Consider the following 15865-nt stretch of genomic DNA (forward strand, 5'->3'; position numbering starts at 1 on the left):
GTTCTTAATCCGTGTGAGACCTATACCACCGCAGCAGTAGAGTTTATTTCAGTGTTGGTCTGCTTTTTTCCAGCGAACCGTTCAACAATCTGCGCCGCATTCAAATCATGGATAACGTTAATCAGTGTGGCCGGCGCATCGGTAATGGTGCCCAGCACCACCAGCATCGGGATTGCTTCCATCGGCAGGCCGAGCGTTGTGACGATAAAGATTTCACCGAGGAACGCCCCGCCCGGTACGCCACCAACGATAATGGCGGAGAGCACCGCAATCAGCATCGTCAGGAAGAAGGTTTCGGTGGTGAATTCCATGCCCAGCACGGAATAGATAAAGACAATTTTTAGCGCGGCAATCATCGCCACGCCGCCCTTGTTGAGATTAACCAGCAGCGGAATGGAGACATCAACGATTTCCGGGTTAATCCCCATCGCCTTACCGGCACGCAGCGTCACCGGCAGCGTCCCCAGTGAAGAGCAGGTCCCCAGCGCGGTCGCAGACGGTTCAATCGCGTTACGCCAAAAGGCTTTGACCGCCGGAATACCGCCGCCAATATACGAATAGAGAATTGAGCCAAAAACAAAGTAGACCAGCGTGGCAATCATAAACAGGCCGATGGCGCGGGCAAAGGTTAACAGTAGTGCAGAGTCCTGACTGGCCATGGTGGCGGCGAAGTAGCAGCCCAGACCAATCGGCGCGACCTTCATAATGATCGACACGATCTTCATGATCACGGTATTGGCGTCTTCCAGCAGTGACGCAATGCGTTTACCGGCCTGATCCGACTGGCCAATTGCGACACCGGCGATGATCGCCATTACGATCAGCGCCAGAATATTGGACTTAGAAAACAGTCCGATAAAGTCGCTGGTGGTGATCATACTGACAAAATCCATCTTACCGCTGCCCGCCTGTACCGACTGCGAGAGATCGATAGTGACGCCCTGCGCCGGGTTATACCAGAGCGCCAGCGCGACGATCCCGGCGGCTGGAATAAAGGCCATGGCGATCGAAACAATAAAGATAATCGCCATAATGCGCCCTAACCTTTTCAGGTCGGTCATACTGGCGATCGAAGACATGACGCTGATCCCCACCAGCGGCACAATAATCATAAATAACAGGTTTAAGAATATCTGACCTATTGGCTGGAGTTTACTTGCAAACGATGGGGCATAAATACCTAATAAGCCGCCAATCACCAGAGCAACTAATAAAATAATCGACGATCTGTAGGGTTCGAGTCGTGACCACATAATCGGTACCTTTAGAATAATAATTAATGAGATTAAATTCACAATGTGATGAGTTTCCGTTTCGCCTCCTTTTATTTTGTGACGTAACTCACCTAAGTTGTTATTTTTTCATTTTGCCAGCAAGTTGTTTCCTGTGATTCAATAGTTGCATGTTTAAAACGCGAATGTAACGGCCTATTCGTACCGTTTTTGCAAATCACTTGTGAATTAAAGGAAACTATGAGTACGCCGATTTCACTCAAGCATCTGGAGTTTTTTACTAAAATCGTCGACTGCGGAGGATTGTCAGAAGCCGCGGCGCAGCTCAACGTATCGCCGTCTGCGGTCAGCAAAAGTCTGGCTGCGATGGAAGACACGCTGGGCACGACATTAATTAAACGCACCACCCGCAGTATTACCCTGACCGACGCAGGGCAATATCTCTTCAACCGCGCTAATAAGCTTTTGAAAGAATTCGATGAAACGCTGAATACCACTTCCGGTTATTACCACAGCCCGCAGGGTGAATTACGCATAACCTGCTCAATTGCGTTTGGTTATTCCCGGCTGGTGAACCTGGTGGATAAATATCGCTCCCAGTTCCCGGATGTGAATCTGTATATCGATCTCAACGATAACTTTGTGAATCTGAACGAAACAGATTTCGACATCGCCCTGCGCATCTCCACCGCACCGCCGCAAAACTATGCGATGCGCAAGCTGGTGCCTGTTCGCTGGGCGTACTGCGCTTCACCCGGCTACCTTGCCAAAAAAGGCATGCCCCAGCGCCGAAGCGACCTGGTCAACCATGATTGTCTGGTTTACCCAGGCCTCACGCCGGTGCTGAAGGTGGCGGATGAACAGGATCGCCTGCACCAATTAAAACTGCATATGCCAATCCAGGCCAACAGCAGCCTGGTATTACTGAAGTCGGTGTTAGAAGATCAGGGAGTGGCGTATTTGCCCACCTATCTGATTGGCGATCATATTCAAAAAGAAGAGATAACGCCGCTGATGCTCGACGGCACTATCACCTGTGAAACTCACGCCCTGTATGCGCTGTACTTTCCCAGCAAGTACAGCAATCCTAAGGTGCGATCGTTTATCGATTTTCTGGTGGCGGAACTCGGCCCCTTGCCCGCCTGGGACAACTGGATCCCGGAGTAAGCCCAGCCCACCTGAAAATGGGAGGCGCTCCACATTTTTTGCGCGATCCCCCCGTCTGGCTCTATCCTTAAGCCTATGAATAAAATTGCTGAACTCAAACGCGCCAAGCGACTGGCGCTCTCATTACTGCTGATTGCCGCTGCCACCTTCGTCATCACGCTGTTTCTGCCACCTAACTTTTGGGTACTGGGGATCAAAGCGATCGCCGAAGCGGCGATGGTGGGCGCGCTGGCGGACTGGTTTGCCGTGGTGGCGCTTTTTCGCCGGGTGCCGATCCCGTTTATCTCGCAGCACACGGCGATTATCCCGCGCAATAAGGATCGGATCGGCGAAAATCTCGGGCAATTTGTCCAGGAAAAATTTCTCGATACCCAGTCGCTGGTCGCGCTGATCCGCCGCCATGAACCGGCGCTGTTGATCGGCAACTGGTTCAGCCAGCCGGAAAACGCCCAGCGCATCGGCCAGCATCTGCTGCAAATTATGAGCGGTTTTCTCGAACTGACCGACGACTCGCGCATTCAGCGGCTGATCAAGCGGGCGGTGCACAAGGCCATCGACAAGGTCGATCTCTCAGGTACCAGTGCGTTGATGCTGGAAAGCATGACCAAAAACAATCGCCATCAGGTGCTGCTCGACACGCTGATCGCCCAACTGATCGCCCTGCTCCAGCGCGACAGCTCGCGAGCGTTTATCGCCAGACAGGTCGTGCACTGGCTGGAAACCGAACATCCGCTGAAAGCGAAGATCCTGCCGACCGAATGGCTGGGCGAGCACAGTGCCGAGCTGGTGTCTGATGCCGTTAACTCCTTGCTGGATGACATCAGCCACGATCGCGCGCATCAGATCCGCCATGCCTTCGATCGCGCCACGTTTAAACTCATCGATAAGCTCAAACACGATCCGGAGATGGCCGTGCGGGCCGAAAGCCTGAAAAGCTATCTGAAGGAAGATGAAGCCTTCAACCGTTATCTTGGCGAGCTGTGGGCAGACCTGCGTCAGTGGGTGAAAACCGACATTAACGCCGACGATTCCCGCGTGAAGCAGCGTATCGCTAGTGCGGGACAATGGTTTGGCGAAACGCTGGTAGCCGACAGCGCCCTGCGCGCCTCACTGAATGGGCATCTGGAACAGGCCGCGCATAAAGTAGCGCCAGAGTTCGCCACCTTCCTGACGCGCCATATTAGCGACACGGTGAAAAGCTGGGATGCACACGATATGTCGCAGCAAATTGAACTGAACATCGGTAAAGATTTGCAGTTTATCCGCGTCAACGGCACGCTGGTTGGCGGTTCTATTGGGCTGGTGTTATATCTGTTGTCGCAAATTCCGTCCCTGCTGACGCTGGCGAATTTTTAAGGAGAAAAATTCAATGACGATGAACATCCGCATTTTTTCCCTGCGCGAAACACCGGAAAAACTGCACGAGGTCACCGCTTACTTTCAGCAACAATGGGCCTCAGAAGACTCCGTGAAGGTATACGAAGATGCGCTGCATCGTTGCATTGGCGCAAAGAACCCGCTACCGCAGTGGTACTGGCTGCAGGACGGCGACAGCATTGTTGGCTGCGCCGGATTGATCACTAATGATTTTATCAGTCGCGGCGAACTGTGGCCGTGGCTATGCGCGCTCTATGTCGATCCTCGCTATCGTGGTCACGGTCTGGCATTTCGCCTGATTGAACATATTGCGCAGCAGGCTAAACAGCTAGGCTTTATGCAGCTCCATTTGTGTACTGACCTGGAAGGCTTATACGAGAAAGCGGGATTTTACTTTGACGGGCCGGGCTATCATCCGTGGGGGGAAGTCTCACGGGTCTACAGTCGTAATCTGTAAGCGCACAATTGTTGTACATCAATAAAGCCAGATAAATTGCATGGTTATAATGCGACGTCTTTTTACTGTCTCCCGTGTTACGGGGAAGGAAAATCATGTCGCTAATCACCGATTTACCCGCCATTTTTAATCAATTCTCCGACGCCCGTCAGAAAGGTTTTCTCACCGTAATGGATCTTAAAGAGCAGGGTATCCCGCTCGTTGGGACCTATTGCACCTTTATGCCGCAGGAGATAGCGATGGCGGCAGGCGCGGTCGTCGTTTCGCTATGCTCAACCTCTGATGAAACGATTGAAGAGGCCGAAAAAGATCTGCCACGAAACCTGTGTCCACTGATCAAAAGCAGCTACGGGTTTGGTAAAACGGATAAATGTCCGTACTTCTACTTCTCTGACCTGGTGGTGGGCGAAACGACCTGCGATGGTAAAAAGAAGATGTACGAGTACATGGCTGAATTTAAAGCGGTACATGTGATGCAACTGCCCAACAGCGCCAGTGATGCGGCTTCGCGGGCGCTGTGGAAAGCCGAGATCCTGCGTTTGCAGCAGGTAATCGAAGCCCGTTTTAGCACCCCGATAACCGAAGCCGCGCTACGTGAAGCCGTCATTCTAAAAAACCAGGAACGTCGTGCACTGGCAAACTTCTACCGCGTTGGTCAGCTCAACCCACCCGCACTCAGCGGCAGTGACATTCTGAAAGTCGTCTACGGTGCAACCTTCCGCTTTGATAAAGCAGCACTGATCGACGAGCTTAATAGCATGGCCGAGCGGGTACATCAGGAATGGCAGGCCGGGAAACGTCTGGCGTCACGTCCACGCATACTGATAACCGGCTGCCCCATCGGCGGCGCGGCAGAAAAAGTGGTTCGTGCCATTGAAGAAAACGGCGGTTGGGTGGTGGGCTATGAAAACTGCACCGGGGCGAAAGCCACTGAACAGTGCGTGGAGGAAACTGGCGACGTCTACGACGCGCTGACCGATAAATACCTCGCCATCGGCTGCTCATGTATTTCCCCTAACGATCAACGTCTGAAAATGCTCAGCCAAATGGTTGAAGAGTACCAGGCTGACGGCGTCGTCGATGTCATTTTACAGGCTTGCCACACTTACGCTGTTGAATCACTGGCCATTAAACGCCACGTCCGCCAGCAGCACAACATTCCCTATATCGCTATTGAAACCGACTACTCCAGCGCGGATATCGGCCAACTTAGCACTCGTGTCGCCGCGTTCATTGAAATGTTGTGAGGAACAGGGATGACATACTCAATAGGGATCGATTCCGGCTCCACGGCGACTAAAGGGATTTTGTTGGAAAGGAACGTCATCAGACGTCGCTTCCTCTGCCCAACACCTTTTCGCCCTGCCGAAGCGATCGCTCAGGCATGGGAAACGCTGCAAGCGGGGCTGAACGATAGACCATTTTTAACCCTCACTGGCTACGGACGGCAGCTCGTGGATTATGCCGACAAACAGGTCACTGAAATTTCCTGCCACGGTCTGGGGGCGCGCTTGCTGGCTCCCGGCACCCGCACAGTGATTGATATCGGCGGTCAGGACAGTAAAGTCATCCAGTTAGATGATGATGGCAACCTCAGCGATTTCTTGATGAACGACAAATGTGCGGCAGGGACCGGACGATTTCTGGAAGTCATCTCACGCACGCTCGGCGCCAGCGTAGAGCAGCTAGATGCGATTACCGCTGGCGTCGAACCACATGCCATCACCAGCATGTGCACGGTTTTTGCCGAGTCAGAGGTTATAAGCCTGCGCTCTGCGGGTGTCGCGCCGGAGGCCATTTTAGCAGGTGTGATCAACGCGATGGCCCGACGCAGCGCGAATTTCATCGGACGGCTTTCAGGGCAGGCTCCACTGTTATTTACCGGGGGAGTAAGTCACTGTCACGCCTTTGCTCGTATGCTTGAAGGCCACATTGGCATTCCCGTACACACGCATCCCGACGCGCAGTTTGCTGGGGCGATTGGGGCCGCGTTAATTGGTCAGCGTCAGGGGAAACGTGAGTGAAGGAAACACTGTTCTTGTTTCATACTACCCTCGGCGTCATCAAAACGCGTAAAGCGCTACAGGCTGCGGGTATGTGCTTTCGGGTGGCAGATATTCCCCGCGAGCTACGCGGTGGCTGCGGGCTGTGCATTTACATCGACTGTGTTGCTGGCAAGGAGGATGAGTGGATAATTCCGGGTCATACCGAATCTATCTACCGTCTTGAAAACGGAGACTGGCGCTGCCTTGCCACTTTTCCTCCTTCCTGAACGAGTCAGGGGACTTGGTTTTATTTTACTTTTCATTATCATTTACGCATGTAATATAACAATTATCAGCTAACAGCGCGAAATGAGAGTCCGTATGTCCCAGGGAAGCCCAGATTCAAATCGTCATGCCATCAGCGTCGCGCTTTTTGGCATGCTGGTCTTAACACTGGGTATGGGAATTGGGCGCTTTCTGTATACACCAATGCTGCCAGTGCTGCTGTCGGAAGGTCTATTTACGTTTGACCAACTCTCCTGGATTGCTAGCGCCAACTACGCCGGGTATCTGGCAGGAAGCCTGCTCTTCTCCTTCGGGCTCTTCCATCTTCCCTCACGCTTACGCCCGATGCTGCTAACGTCCGCGCTCGCTACCGCAGGGCTGATTCTGGCGATGGCCAGCTTTACGCAGCCCGCGCTGGTGATGCTGATCCGCTTTCTGGCAGGCGTCGCCAGTGCCGGTATGATGATCTTTGGCTCAATGATCGTTCTGCATCATACCCGGCATCCCTTCGTGATCGCGGCGTTGTTCTCCGGCGTTGGTGCAGGCATTTTGCTGGGCAATGAATATGTCATTATCGGTCTGCATTTTGCGCTTTCATCGCACACGCTCTGGCTGGGCGCAGCGGCAGCCTCGGCTCTGTTCTTCGTGCTACTGGTTATACTCCTGCCATCTCGCGACCACATGCTCCCCGCTGCGGCCCCGGTAAAAACAGAGTATCAGCCTATGTCCTGGTGGCTGCTGGCGCTACTGTACGGGCTGGCCGGATTTGGCTACATCATTGTCGCCACCTACCTGCCGCTGATGGCGAAAAGTGCCGGTTCGCCGCTGTTGACTGCCCATCTCTGGTCGCTGGTCGGCATATCGATAATTCCGGGGTGTTTCGCCTGGCTGTGGGCCGCCCGACGCTGGGGTGTATTGCAATGCCTGACGGCGAATTTGCTGATTCAAAGCGCCTGCGTGGTCATGACGCTCGCCAGCGGCTCCTTGCCGCTGCTGGTGATAAGCAGCATGGGGTTTGGCGCAACGTTTATGGGAACCACTTCACTGGTGATGCCGCTTGCCCGACAACTTAGCGTACCGCGCAATATTAATCTGCTGGGCCTGGTCACTCTGACTTACGGCATTGGGCAAATACTTGGTCCGCTATTAACCAGCCTGCTGGGAAGCGGCGCACAGGCGATCGTTAACGCCACGGTGTGCGGCGCGGTCGCGTTGTTTATTGCGGCACTTATCAGCCTCACGCAATTATACAAACAGCGTTTCGCCTCGCCCAAAAGGGTATAACCGGCTAACGTCTAAAGAAGATATATTCGGATTAGTCCGCAATTAAATGTCAGCATTTAATAAACCGCAAATAATCGGCAATTATCCGTCAGACAATTTATAATCCCCGGCTGTTCATTTATAAACTCAATTTAAAATGCGTAAAAATGGACATATTAATTCAACATCAACACCATCTTCGGGAAAGGCACATGTCGTGGTTTAAAAAAATACTACTGGGGTTAATTATTTTAGCGGGTTTAATTGGCACGCTAAAGGATTATAAAGACTTTGGCTTATTTGGCGCACTGGGATTGTTTATTATCTTCCTGTTATCAACAACATTCTTATGGCAATGGGCCTCTGGCAAGTTACCGGAGATAACAAAGTTACATGCCATACTTATTTTACTGGCCAGCGCGGTAGCCTCTATTTTTGTTATCAATATGGCAATTGCCGGAAATTTGCATGTGGATTTAATGGAAGTCATGCGCGTTACCATTACCCATAATCCGCTTTTTTATCTGATCCTCTGCGTGGTCGCATGGGTAAAAGTGGGCATCTGGCAATGGCTGTTTAACGGTGTACAGATGAAAGAGAGTCAGCCGGTTTAAACTCCAGCAAATGTAAAAAAGGCGTCTTAACCAAGACGCCTTTTTCGTACTAGTATAACTACTTAGAACTGATAGGTCAGACCCGCAACAACCTTGTTGTCGCCGTCTTTGCCATCAAGCAGGTTAATTTTGTAACCCACATCAGCAACCATGTTTTTGTTGAAGTAGTAGTCTGTGCCCAGCGCAACGTATTCGGTCAGATCGTTATTGTTGTTGTCACGCGTATGGACGTAGCCCACGTTCGGACGCAGACCAAAATCAAACACATAGGCCGCCATCGCTTCAAAGTGCTGCGCTTTGTCCGCATCCTGAGGGACACCCTGAGAATTTTTTTCGCGCGTATTCAGGAGCAGGTTGTGGGATTCGCCGTACATGGTCGCAACGTAGATTGCGTTTGCATCATACTTAAGGCCTGCGCCCCAGAACTCTGCGTTTTCACCATCCCATATACCGTCTGTATTGCCTTTCTTTTGGGCCGCGGTAATTGAGCTTTTTGTATAGGCCGCAATGGCAGAAACACCAGAATCCGCGATATTGTCATAGCCCAGGGAGAAGCCGTAGCCGTTGCCGTGCTGTTTGGTCGGATCCGTATTGGTATCGTCCTGCCCCTGATATTGCGCACCAACGCTCAAACCATCAACGGCACCAAACAGATTTTTGGTACGGAGTGTTGCAACGCCAGAAGTGCGTGAAGTAAGGAAGCGGTCAGCATCTTCAAAGGAGTCACCGCCGAACTCTGAGAGAGTGTCAGTGTAAGCTCCCACGTCGTAAGCGATACCGTAGTTACGACCGTAGTCAAAGCTAACGTCATGGCCGTAATCCAGGCCAGCAAACGCCAGACGTGTCTTAACGCCATTCTGAGAACCTTCTGCTTTAGAGGCATCAAACTGACTCTCAAATTGGCCATAACCGGTCAGTTGATCGTTGATTTGTGTCTCACCGCGAAAACCCAGACGCGCGTAGGTCTCATCGGCGTTATTGCCGTCAGTCCAGGAATGGACCGCTTTTACTTTGCCGTACAGATCCAGTTTGTTACCATCTTTATTATAAATTTCCGCTGCATGAACGGAGGTTACCCCTAATGCCATTACAGCTAATGCCACTACTGACTTTTTCATGTTATTACTCACTTTTAATTGTGAATTTTGCTATCAACTTTGTTATGAAGGCGGGATGCCCACATAAAAAAGTCCCCTCCAGATAAGGGGAAACACCAATAACACACCGAAAAAATATACCAATAAAGGCAATAATGAAGTGGCAAGACCTGTTTCAATTTTGGGTTTTAAAGAAAACCCGAACAGAGAGTAATTACTTAGATTCTTCGCTTGTGCTCTCATTAATAGAGCGATGCAACATTAATGCCTCGGCAATAATGTCTTGTTTACTTTTACGAGTTTCAAATGCCAGCGTCCGAACATATTCCCATAGAGAAGTATCGACACGGGCACTTAATAGAACCATATCTTTTGATCGGGTTCCCCTGGCTTTTCGGATATCAGGGTAATCTCGAGAGGGCATAATCATCTCCTGAACGCAAACACGCTTATGGCGATGAAATATGCAGTCAGTGTAAAAACATGTCAACGGCAAAATACAGTCACAATAGTAATGAAACTGTTAATAAAGAACAAAAAACTGGAACGTTATTTCAAATGAAAGATAACTTGATTATAGAATAATGTGTAATGTTAGCTTTACATATATCCGTTTTTATTCATATGATTAAAAAGCCACGAATCATTCACATTAATAATAATGCTCAATCAAAACATCACTACAGACAATGAGTTACATGCCATTATTAATGTCTACTTTTACGCAAACCACCAGTTTTTATGCGCTGTTATGCCAGGCGGCCCTGCACTATCTGCAGCGGAAATCACTTTGATTCTCACTTAATACAGACCTGTATTGTCTAAAAATAAGCACAAAAAGGTAAAAATAAGGTAAATAGCGCATTTTTTCGCAAGCAAAAATAAGTTGTTTTTAATTGATGAAAATCAATTTACATCACACAGGGGCGGCGAAAAAAATGATCATTGAAGACTATGGAAACCATTTTTTACATGAGGTTTAAGACGTGAAAAGAAAGGTTGTTATGCAATGCCGAGCGGGCCGCAACAGCCCGCGTGAGAGGTGGTAAAATCAAGCGTTAACTTTATCCAGCGGCCAGGAGTCAAACAGATAGCCATCGAAGTCGATATCATCAACATTTGAAAACTCCAGCAGGCGCTGTTTGACGTTTTCCAGATGCTGCCACATCGCCAGCTTGGCCGCGCGAGCATCCTTTTTGATTAACGCCGCCAGGATCTGCTTGTGGTCACCCATCCACTCTTTACGATAGTGGGTATCATCGAGATGGCTATGAAGCTGGATCCACATCGGGTTGTTCTCGCGCCACTGCCATGACTGGCGGAACAGCTCCACCAGCATGCTGTTATGCGTGGCCTCGGCGATAGCGAGATGGAACTGCATGTCACCGCTTTCAGAACCGTTGGGTTCGCTGGAGGCCAGCTCCCGCTCTTCCAGCTGCAACGCCTGGCGCATTTTGACGATATCTTCGCGGGTGGCCTGCAGCGCGGCAAATTCGGCGATGTTGCTTTCCAGCAGCTGTCGCGCCTGTAGCAGCTCAAACGGGCCTGCATCATTGCAATGATTCACATCCGAACTGTCGATAGTCTGAGCTTCTGCATTGTCGAGTACGTAGATCCCGGCACCACGACGCACGTCCACCAGACCTTTAATTTCCAGCATGATTAACGCTTCGCGCACCACCGTGCGAGTGACATTGAGCCTCTCGGCGATTTCACGCTCCGGAGGTAAGCGCTCACCAGGCAGGTACGGCGTCTGGACAATCAGATCGCGGATCATTGCACCCACTTCCTGGTAGGGTCTTTGCTGAGAAGTGTTTGATTTCATCGTGTTATGTCCGTCAGATGCGTCAATTCAGAATCCGGAGGCTGGATGACTGCGCACACCTTATCCGGCCTACCAATAACGTTTTTTTCGCCTGAACTATAGCATTTGCGGGAAGCCAAAAACAGAAAACGGGTCAACCAAATTAGTATTTTGATTGACCCGTCATACCTGGGAGGTTATGCGTCAGCGCTTAACGCTGCAACGCACTCGCGTGCGCCGTGTTCACACAACTGTTGATACTCCGCGATAATCGTTTCCACAAAATCGGCGTTTTCCGCCAGATCGTGACCAAAAATGCCGCTTAACCCCAGCAGCGCCGTCACCCGTTCGGCTCCCTGGAACTGTTGGTTAATGCGCTGGAATTCGGCCTGCATTGGGTCGACAACATCAATGACTTGCCCCTGTTCATCCACACCGTGGGTGTAGCGCATCCAGCCCGCGATGCCCAGTGCCAGATGACGCCAGCCGCTGCCGTTTTGCAGATGCAGACGCACCGGATCCAGCAGGCGCTGCGGCAGTTTCTGGCTGCCATCCATCGCAATCTGCCAGGTACGGTGGCGCAGAGACGGGTTGCTGAAACGCTCGATCAGCAGCGTCGCGTAGGCACTGAGATCGGTGCCTTCCGGCATCGACAGCGTTGGCGCTTGCTCCTGCATCATCAGTGCAAACGCCGCTTTGCGGTACGCTGGATTGGTCATGGTGTCAGCGATGGTTTCATAACCGCCAAGATAGCCCAGATAAGCGAGGAAAGAGTGGCTACCGTTGAGCATGCGCAGTTTCATCATTTCAAACGGTACTACGTCGGCAACAAACTGTGCGCCGACTTTGTCCCAATCAGGACGACCGTTAACAAAGTTGTCTTCAATCACCCACTGGCGGAACGGTTCGCAGGCGATAGCGCACGGATCGTAAACGCCCAACTGGTCGGCAATCTCTTGCAACGTTTCTGGCGTCGCCGCCGGAACAATGCGGTCGACCATGGTGCATGGGAAAGTGGCGTTCGCTTCAATCCACTGCGCCAGCTGCGGATCGCGCGCCTGCGCCAGGCCCAGCACCGCAACTTTCGCCACATGGCCATTTTCGCGCACGTTATCGCAGGACATCACGGTAAAGGCCGCCAGCCCCTGCTCACGACGCAGATGCAGCGCCTGTACGATGTAACCAATCGCCGATTTCGGCGCGGCCGGATTCGCCAGATCGTGTTTAATCAGTGGGTTATTGAGATCTAACTGACCGCTGGCGGCATCGGTGCAGTAGCCTTTTTCCGTGACCGTCAGCGAGACAATTGCCGTCTGCGGGCGCGCCATGGCCTGTAAAATACCATCACAGCCATCAAGCTCCGGGTGCAGGGCTTCTTTCATTGAGCCAATCACTTTCAGCACGGTATTGTCCGCGCCTTTTTCCGCCACGGTATACAGCAATTGTTGCTTGCGCAGGTTTTCAATCAGTATGCAGTCATTACCCGGCATCAGGTTAACTTCACAGATACCCCAGTCGCTGTCGGTGGTTTCCAGCAGATGGTGGGTGTACAGCGCCTGATGCGCGCGGTGAAAAGCGCCGCATCCCAGGTGAACAATGCGGGATTGCAGACGAGAGCTGTCCCATGCGGGGCGTGCAACCGGCAGGTTGCTATTGGCAATTGTCGTTGTCATCGTGAACTCCAGATCCCGTCGGAAAGACCAACGGAGAGAAAAGAAAAAAGCCGGCCAGACAGGCGACCGGCAACACTGCTTTAGCGGCTAAAGAAAGCGCGCTGGATAGCCATCTCAACGCCACGCACTTCCGCCAGGCCTTTCAGGCGACCAATCGCGGAGTAACCTGGGTTGGTTTTCTTTTTCAGGTCGTCAAGCATCTGGTGACCGTGGTCCGGGCGCATAGGAATCAGATCCTCTTTGCCCTCGGCTTTACGGCGCTGTTCTTCCTCAACGATCGCTTTCACCACTTCGTACATGTCGACGTCGCCGTTAAGATGCGCCGCTTCATGGAAAGTTTTCGGGTTATCTTCACGCAGCGTGGAGCGCAAATGTGTGAAGTAAATGCGCGGGCCAAACTGTTTGATCATGTCGACCAGGTCGTTATCCGCACGAACGCCGTAGGAGCCGGTACACATGGTGAAACCGTTCGCCATGCTGTTGACCGTATCGACCATCCACTGCATGTCTTCCACGGTGGAAACAATGCGTGGCAGGCCAAGGATTGGGCGCGGCGGATCGTCCGGGTGTACCGCCATGCGCACACCGACCTCTTCTGCTACAGGAATAATCGCCTTCAGGAAGACGGCAAAATTCTCACGCAGCGCAGCTTTATCGATATCCTTATAGCGTTCAAGATGCTGGCGGAACTGGTCGAGCGTGTAGCCCTCTTCCGCGCCCGGCAAACCGGCGATGATATTGCGGGTCAGACGTGCTTTGTCTTCTTCGCTCATGGTGGTGAAGCGTTCATGCGCCTGCGCAATCTCTTCGGCGGTGTAGTCCGCTTCCGCGCCCGGGCGTTTGAGGATATGCAGCTCAAAGGCGGCAAATTCAATTTGATCGAAACGCAGCGCTTTGGAGCCGTCCGGCAGGACGTATTCCAGGTCGGTACGGGTCCAGTCGAGAACCGGCATAAAGTTGTAGCACACGGTACGAATGCCGCACTCGGCCAGGTTACGCAGGCTTTGCTGGTAGTTGGCAATCCACTGCTGATAGTTGCCGGAACGGGTTTTAATGTCTTCGTGGATCGGTACGCTTTCGACGACCGACCATACCAGGCCCGCCTGCTCAATAATGGCTTTGCGTTTTAGGATCTCATCAACCGTCCACACTTCCCCGTTCGGGATATGGTGCAAGGCGGTAACAACGCCCGTAGCACCCGCCTGACGTACATCCGCTAAGGTGACCGGATCGTTAGGACCATACCAGCGCCATGTCTGTTCCATGTTTTATTCCTCATTTACGTTATGGACTCGACGATATGGCACATAAATTCCTCCTTTTGGTATTACATGTCAACCTGAAGCGCTAAATTGGTTAACCAAATCACGATGCCTGCTGATTAGATCGCCTTTTTACGTCCAGACAACCCAGTATTAATGTAAACATGTAACGCAATGTGACATCCATCGCATCATAGGTTGACCAATATATGTAACATCTCAACCAAAATCATAATAGTTCAACCAAAGTAAGGTAGACGTTATATGCACGTTCTCAATATTCTGTGGGTTGTATTCGGCATCGGCCTGATGCTGGTGCTCAATTTAAGATTCAAAATAAACTCGATGGTCGCCCTGCTGCTGGCGGCACTCTCGGTCGGTATGCTGGCGGGAATGGATTTAATGGAACTGCTGCATACCATGAAATCCGGCTTTGGCAGCACGCTGGGTGAGCTGGCGATTATCGTGGTATTCGGAGCCGTCATCGGTAAGCTGATGGTTGACTCCGGGGCGGCGCATCAGATTGCCCATACGCTGCTGGCGCGACTCGGTCTACGTTACGTGCAGCTGTCGGTGATCATTATTGGTCTGATCTTCGGCCTGGCGATGTTCTATGAAGTGGCGTTTATTATGCTGGCACCGCTGGTGATCGTCATTGCCGCGGAAGCGAAGATCCCGTTCCTCAAGCTGGCGATTCCTGCGGTTGCCGCCGCCACCACCGCTCACTCACTGTTCCCACCGCAGCCGGGTCCGGTCGCGCTGGTTAACGCCTACGGCGCTGACATGGGCATGGTCTACATCTACGGTATCCTGGTGACCATTCCGAGCGTAATCTGCGCCGGGCTTATTCTGCCGAAATTCCTCGGCAACCTCGATCGTCCAACGCCGTCATTCATGAAGGCCGACGTACCGGTTGACCAGAACAACCTGCCGTCCTTCGGCGTGTCTATCCTGGTGCCGCTGATCCCGGCGATCATCATGATCTCCACCACCATTGCCAACATCTGGCTGGTGAAAGGGACGCAGGCGTGGGAAGTGGTCAACTTCTTAGGCTCCTCGCCGATTGCAATGTTTATCGCCATGGTTGTCGCCTTCGTGCTGTTTGGTACCGCGCGCGGTCACGACATGCAGTGGGTAATGAACGCCTTTGAAAACGCGGTGAAAAGCATCGCCATGGTGATCCTGATCATCGGCGCGGGCGGCGTACTGAAGCAAACCATTATCGATACCGGCATCGGCGATACCATCGGCATGCTGATGTCACACGGCAACATTTCTCCGTACATTATGGCGTGGTTGATAACCGTACTGATTCGTCTGGCAACGGGTCAGGGCGTGGTCTCAGCCATGACGGCCGCGGGGATTATTAGCGCAGCAATCCTCGACCCGGCAACCGGTCAACTGGTGGGCGTCGACCCGGCGTTGCTGGTACTGGCAACAGCGGCGGGCTCCAACACCCTGACCCATATCAACGATGCTTCGTTCTGGCTGTTCAAAGGCTACTTTGACCTGTCGGTGAAGGATACGCTGAAAACCTGGGGTCTGCTGGAGCTGGTAAACTCCGTGGTTGGCCTGATTATCGTGTTGATCATCAGCATGATTGCATAACGTCGATACCGCTCTGGCCTATAGCGCCAGAGCGGTTTTCC

General features: G+C 52.1%; 15 protein-coding genes. 9 read left to right on the plus strand and 6 right to left on the minus strand.

What is annotated here, in order from left to right; genetic code table 11:
* Nucleotides 1-20: 20 nt before the first annotated feature.
* The gene (locus OGY71_RS22065; RefSeq protein ID WP_149281685.1) at nucleotides 21-1253 is read right to left on the minus strand and encodes a dicarboxylate/amino acid:cation symporter; all 1233 of its coding nucleotides are present in this window, start codon (nucleotides 1251-1253) and stop codon (nucleotides 21-23) included.
* A gap of 219 nt (nucleotides 1254-1472) precedes the next feature.
* On the opposite strand from OGY71_RS22065, the gene OGY71_RS22070 reads away from it, so the two are divergent.
* The 8 genes from OGY71_RS22070 (at nucleotide 1473) to OGY71_RS22105 (ending at nucleotide 8380) form a co-directional block, all read left to right on the plus strand.
* Nucleotides 1473-2399: a LysR family transcriptional regulator gene (locus OGY71_RS22070; RefSeq protein WP_003830068.1), complete on the plus strand. Its 927-nt coding sequence runs from the start codon at nucleotides 1473-1475 to the stop codon at nucleotides 2397-2399.
* A 75-nt stretch (nucleotides 2400-2474) separates the two neighbouring features.
* A complete protein-coding gene (locus OGY71_RS22075) occupies nucleotides 2475-3755 on the plus strand; it encodes a DUF445 domain-containing protein (protein ID WP_191221866.1) in 1281 nt (426 codons plus the stop codon).
* 13 nt (nucleotides 3756-3768) lie between these two features.
* Nucleotides 3769-4233: a GNAT family N-acetyltransferase gene (locus tag OGY71_RS22080; protein WP_003830072.1), complete on the plus strand. Its 465-nt coding sequence runs from the start codon at nucleotides 3769-3771 to the stop codon at nucleotides 4231-4233.
* Between the two features lie 95 nt (nucleotides 4234-4328).
* On the plus strand, nucleotides 4329-5480 hold the full coding sequence (locus OGY71_RS22085) for a double-cubane-cluster-containing anaerobic reductase (RefSeq protein ID WP_267395261.1): 1152 nt from the start codon (nucleotides 4329-4331) through the stop codon (nucleotides 5478-5480).
* Nucleotides 5481-5489: 9 nt separating this feature from the next.
* A complete protein-coding gene (yjiL, locus tag OGY71_RS22090) occupies nucleotides 5490-6257 on the plus strand; it encodes a putative 2-hydroxyacyl-CoA dehydratase activator YjiL (RefSeq protein WP_003830076.1) in 768 nt (255 codons plus the stop codon).
* Nucleotides 6254-6505, plus strand: a complete 252-nt coding sequence (locus OGY71_RS22095) for a putative Se/S carrier protein (RefSeq protein ID WP_003830079.1) — start codon at nucleotides 6254-6256, stop codon at nucleotides 6503-6505. Before yjiL ends, OGY71_RS22095 begins: the two co-directional genes overlap by 4 nt.
* Before the next feature lie 94 nt (nucleotides 6506-6599).
* Nucleotides 6600-7787, plus strand: coding sequence for an MFS transporter (locus OGY71_RS22100; RefSeq protein WP_286613726.1), 1188 nt, complete (start codon nucleotides 6600-6602; stop codon nucleotides 7785-7787).
* A gap of 191 nt (nucleotides 7788-7978) precedes the next feature.
* Nucleotides 7979-8380 carry a hypothetical protein gene (locus tag OGY71_RS22105; protein WP_003830083.1) on the plus strand — a complete coding sequence of 134 codons (402 nt, stop codon included), beginning with the start codon at nucleotides 7979-7981 and terminating at the stop codon, nucleotides 8378-8380.
* A 62-nt stretch (nucleotides 8381-8442) separates the two neighbouring features.
* Here the strand turns inward: OGY71_RS22105 and OGY71_RS22110 are convergent, their stop codons facing one another.
* From OGY71_RS22110 to uxuA, 5 genes are all read right to left on the minus strand, one after another.
* The gene (locus OGY71_RS22110; RefSeq protein WP_003830085.1) at nucleotides 8443-9498 is read right to left on the minus strand and encodes a porin; all 1056 of its coding nucleotides are present in this window, start codon (nucleotides 9496-9498) and stop codon (nucleotides 8443-8445) included.
* A gap of 193 nt (nucleotides 9499-9691) precedes the next feature.
* Nucleotides 9692-9901: a hypothetical protein gene (locus OGY71_RS22115; RefSeq protein WP_003830087.1), complete on the minus strand. Its 210-nt coding sequence runs from the start codon at nucleotides 9899-9901 to the stop codon at nucleotides 9692-9694.
* 627 nt (nucleotides 9902-10528) lie between these two features.
* Nucleotides 10529-11302, minus strand: a complete 774-nt coding sequence (uxuR, locus tag OGY71_RS22120; RefSeq protein ID WP_032934226.1) for a Uxu operon transcriptional regulator — start codon at nucleotides 11300-11302, stop codon at nucleotides 10529-10531.
* Between the two features lie 176 nt (nucleotides 11303-11478).
* Nucleotides 11479-12954: a fructuronate reductase gene (locus tag OGY71_RS22125; protein ID WP_003830089.1), complete on the minus strand. Its 1476-nt coding sequence runs from the start codon at nucleotides 12952-12954 to the stop codon at nucleotides 11479-11481.
* A gap of 80 nt (nucleotides 12955-13034) precedes the next feature.
* Nucleotides 13035-14219 carry a mannonate dehydratase gene (uxuA, locus tag OGY71_RS22130; protein ID WP_003830090.1) on the minus strand — a complete coding sequence of 395 codons (1185 nt, stop codon included), beginning with the start codon at nucleotides 14217-14219 and terminating at the stop codon, nucleotides 13035-13037.
* 261 nt (nucleotides 14220-14480) lie between these two features.
* On the opposite strand from uxuA, the gene gntP reads away from it, so the two are divergent.
* A complete protein-coding gene (gntP, locus tag OGY71_RS22135) occupies nucleotides 14481-15824 on the plus strand; it encodes a gluconate permease GntP (protein ID WP_003033260.1) in 1344 nt (447 codons plus the stop codon).
* Nucleotides 15825-15865: the final 41 nt, after the last annotated feature.

Origin of the sequence: Citrobacter sp. Cpo109 (assembly GCF_030332565.1) — a bacterium.
GTDB lineage: Bacteria > Pseudomonadota > Gammaproteobacteria > Enterobacterales > Enterobacteriaceae > Citrobacter > Citrobacter portucalensis.

Excerpts from the sequence above, each read along its gene's own strand:
- OGY71_RS22125 (WP_003830089.1), bottom strand. The coding sequence starts at position 12,954 with ATGACAACGACAATTGCCAATAGCAACCTGCCGGTTGCACGCCCCGCA.
- uxuA (WP_003830090.1), bottom strand. The coding sequence starts at position 14,219 with ATGGAACAGACATGGCGCTGGTATGGTCCTAACGATCCGGTCACCTTA.
- OGY71_RS22065 (WP_149281685.1), bottom strand. The coding sequence starts at position 1,253 with ATGTGGTCACGACTCGAACCCTACAGATCGTCGATTATTTTATTAGTT.
- OGY71_RS22085 (WP_267395261.1), top strand. The coding sequence starts at position 4,329 with ATGTCGCTAATCACCGATTTACCCGCCATTTTTAATCAATTCTCCGAC.
- OGY71_RS22100 (WP_286613726.1), top strand. The coding sequence starts at position 6,600 with ATGTCCCAGGGAAGCCCAGATTCAAATCGTCATGCCATCAGCGTCGCG.
- OGY71_RS22080 (WP_003830072.1), top strand. The coding sequence starts at position 3,769 with ATGACGATGAACATCCGCATTTTTTCCCTGCGCGAAACACCGGAAAAA.
- OGY71_RS22070 (WP_003830068.1), top strand. The coding sequence starts at position 1,473 with ATGAGTACGCCGATTTCACTCAAGCATCTGGAGTTTTTTACTAAAATC.
- OGY71_RS22115 (WP_003830087.1), bottom strand. The coding sequence starts at position 9,901 with ATGCCCTCTCGAGATTACCCTGATATCCGAAAAGCCAGGGGAACCCGA.
- OGY71_RS22105 (WP_003830083.1), top strand. The coding sequence starts at position 7,979 with ATGTCGTGGTTTAAAAAAATACTACTGGGGTTAATTATTTTAGCGGGT.
- yjiL (WP_003830076.1), top strand. The coding sequence starts at position 5,490 with ATGACATACTCAATAGGGATCGATTCCGGCTCCACGGCGACTAAAGGG.
- OGY71_RS22110 (WP_003830085.1), bottom strand. The coding sequence starts at position 9,498 with ATGAAAAAGTCAGTAGTGGCATTAGCTGTAATGGCATTAGGGGTAACC.
- OGY71_RS22075 (WP_191221866.1), top strand. The coding sequence starts at position 2,475 with ATGAATAAAATTGCTGAACTCAAACGCGCCAAGCGACTGGCGCTCTCA.
- uxuR (WP_032934226.1), bottom strand. The coding sequence starts at position 11,302 with ATGAAATCAAACACTTCTCAGCAAAGACCCTACCAGGAAGTGGGTGCA.
- gntP (WP_003033260.1), top strand. The coding sequence starts at position 14,481 with ATGCACGTTCTCAATATTCTGTGGGTTGTATTCGGCATCGGCCTGATG.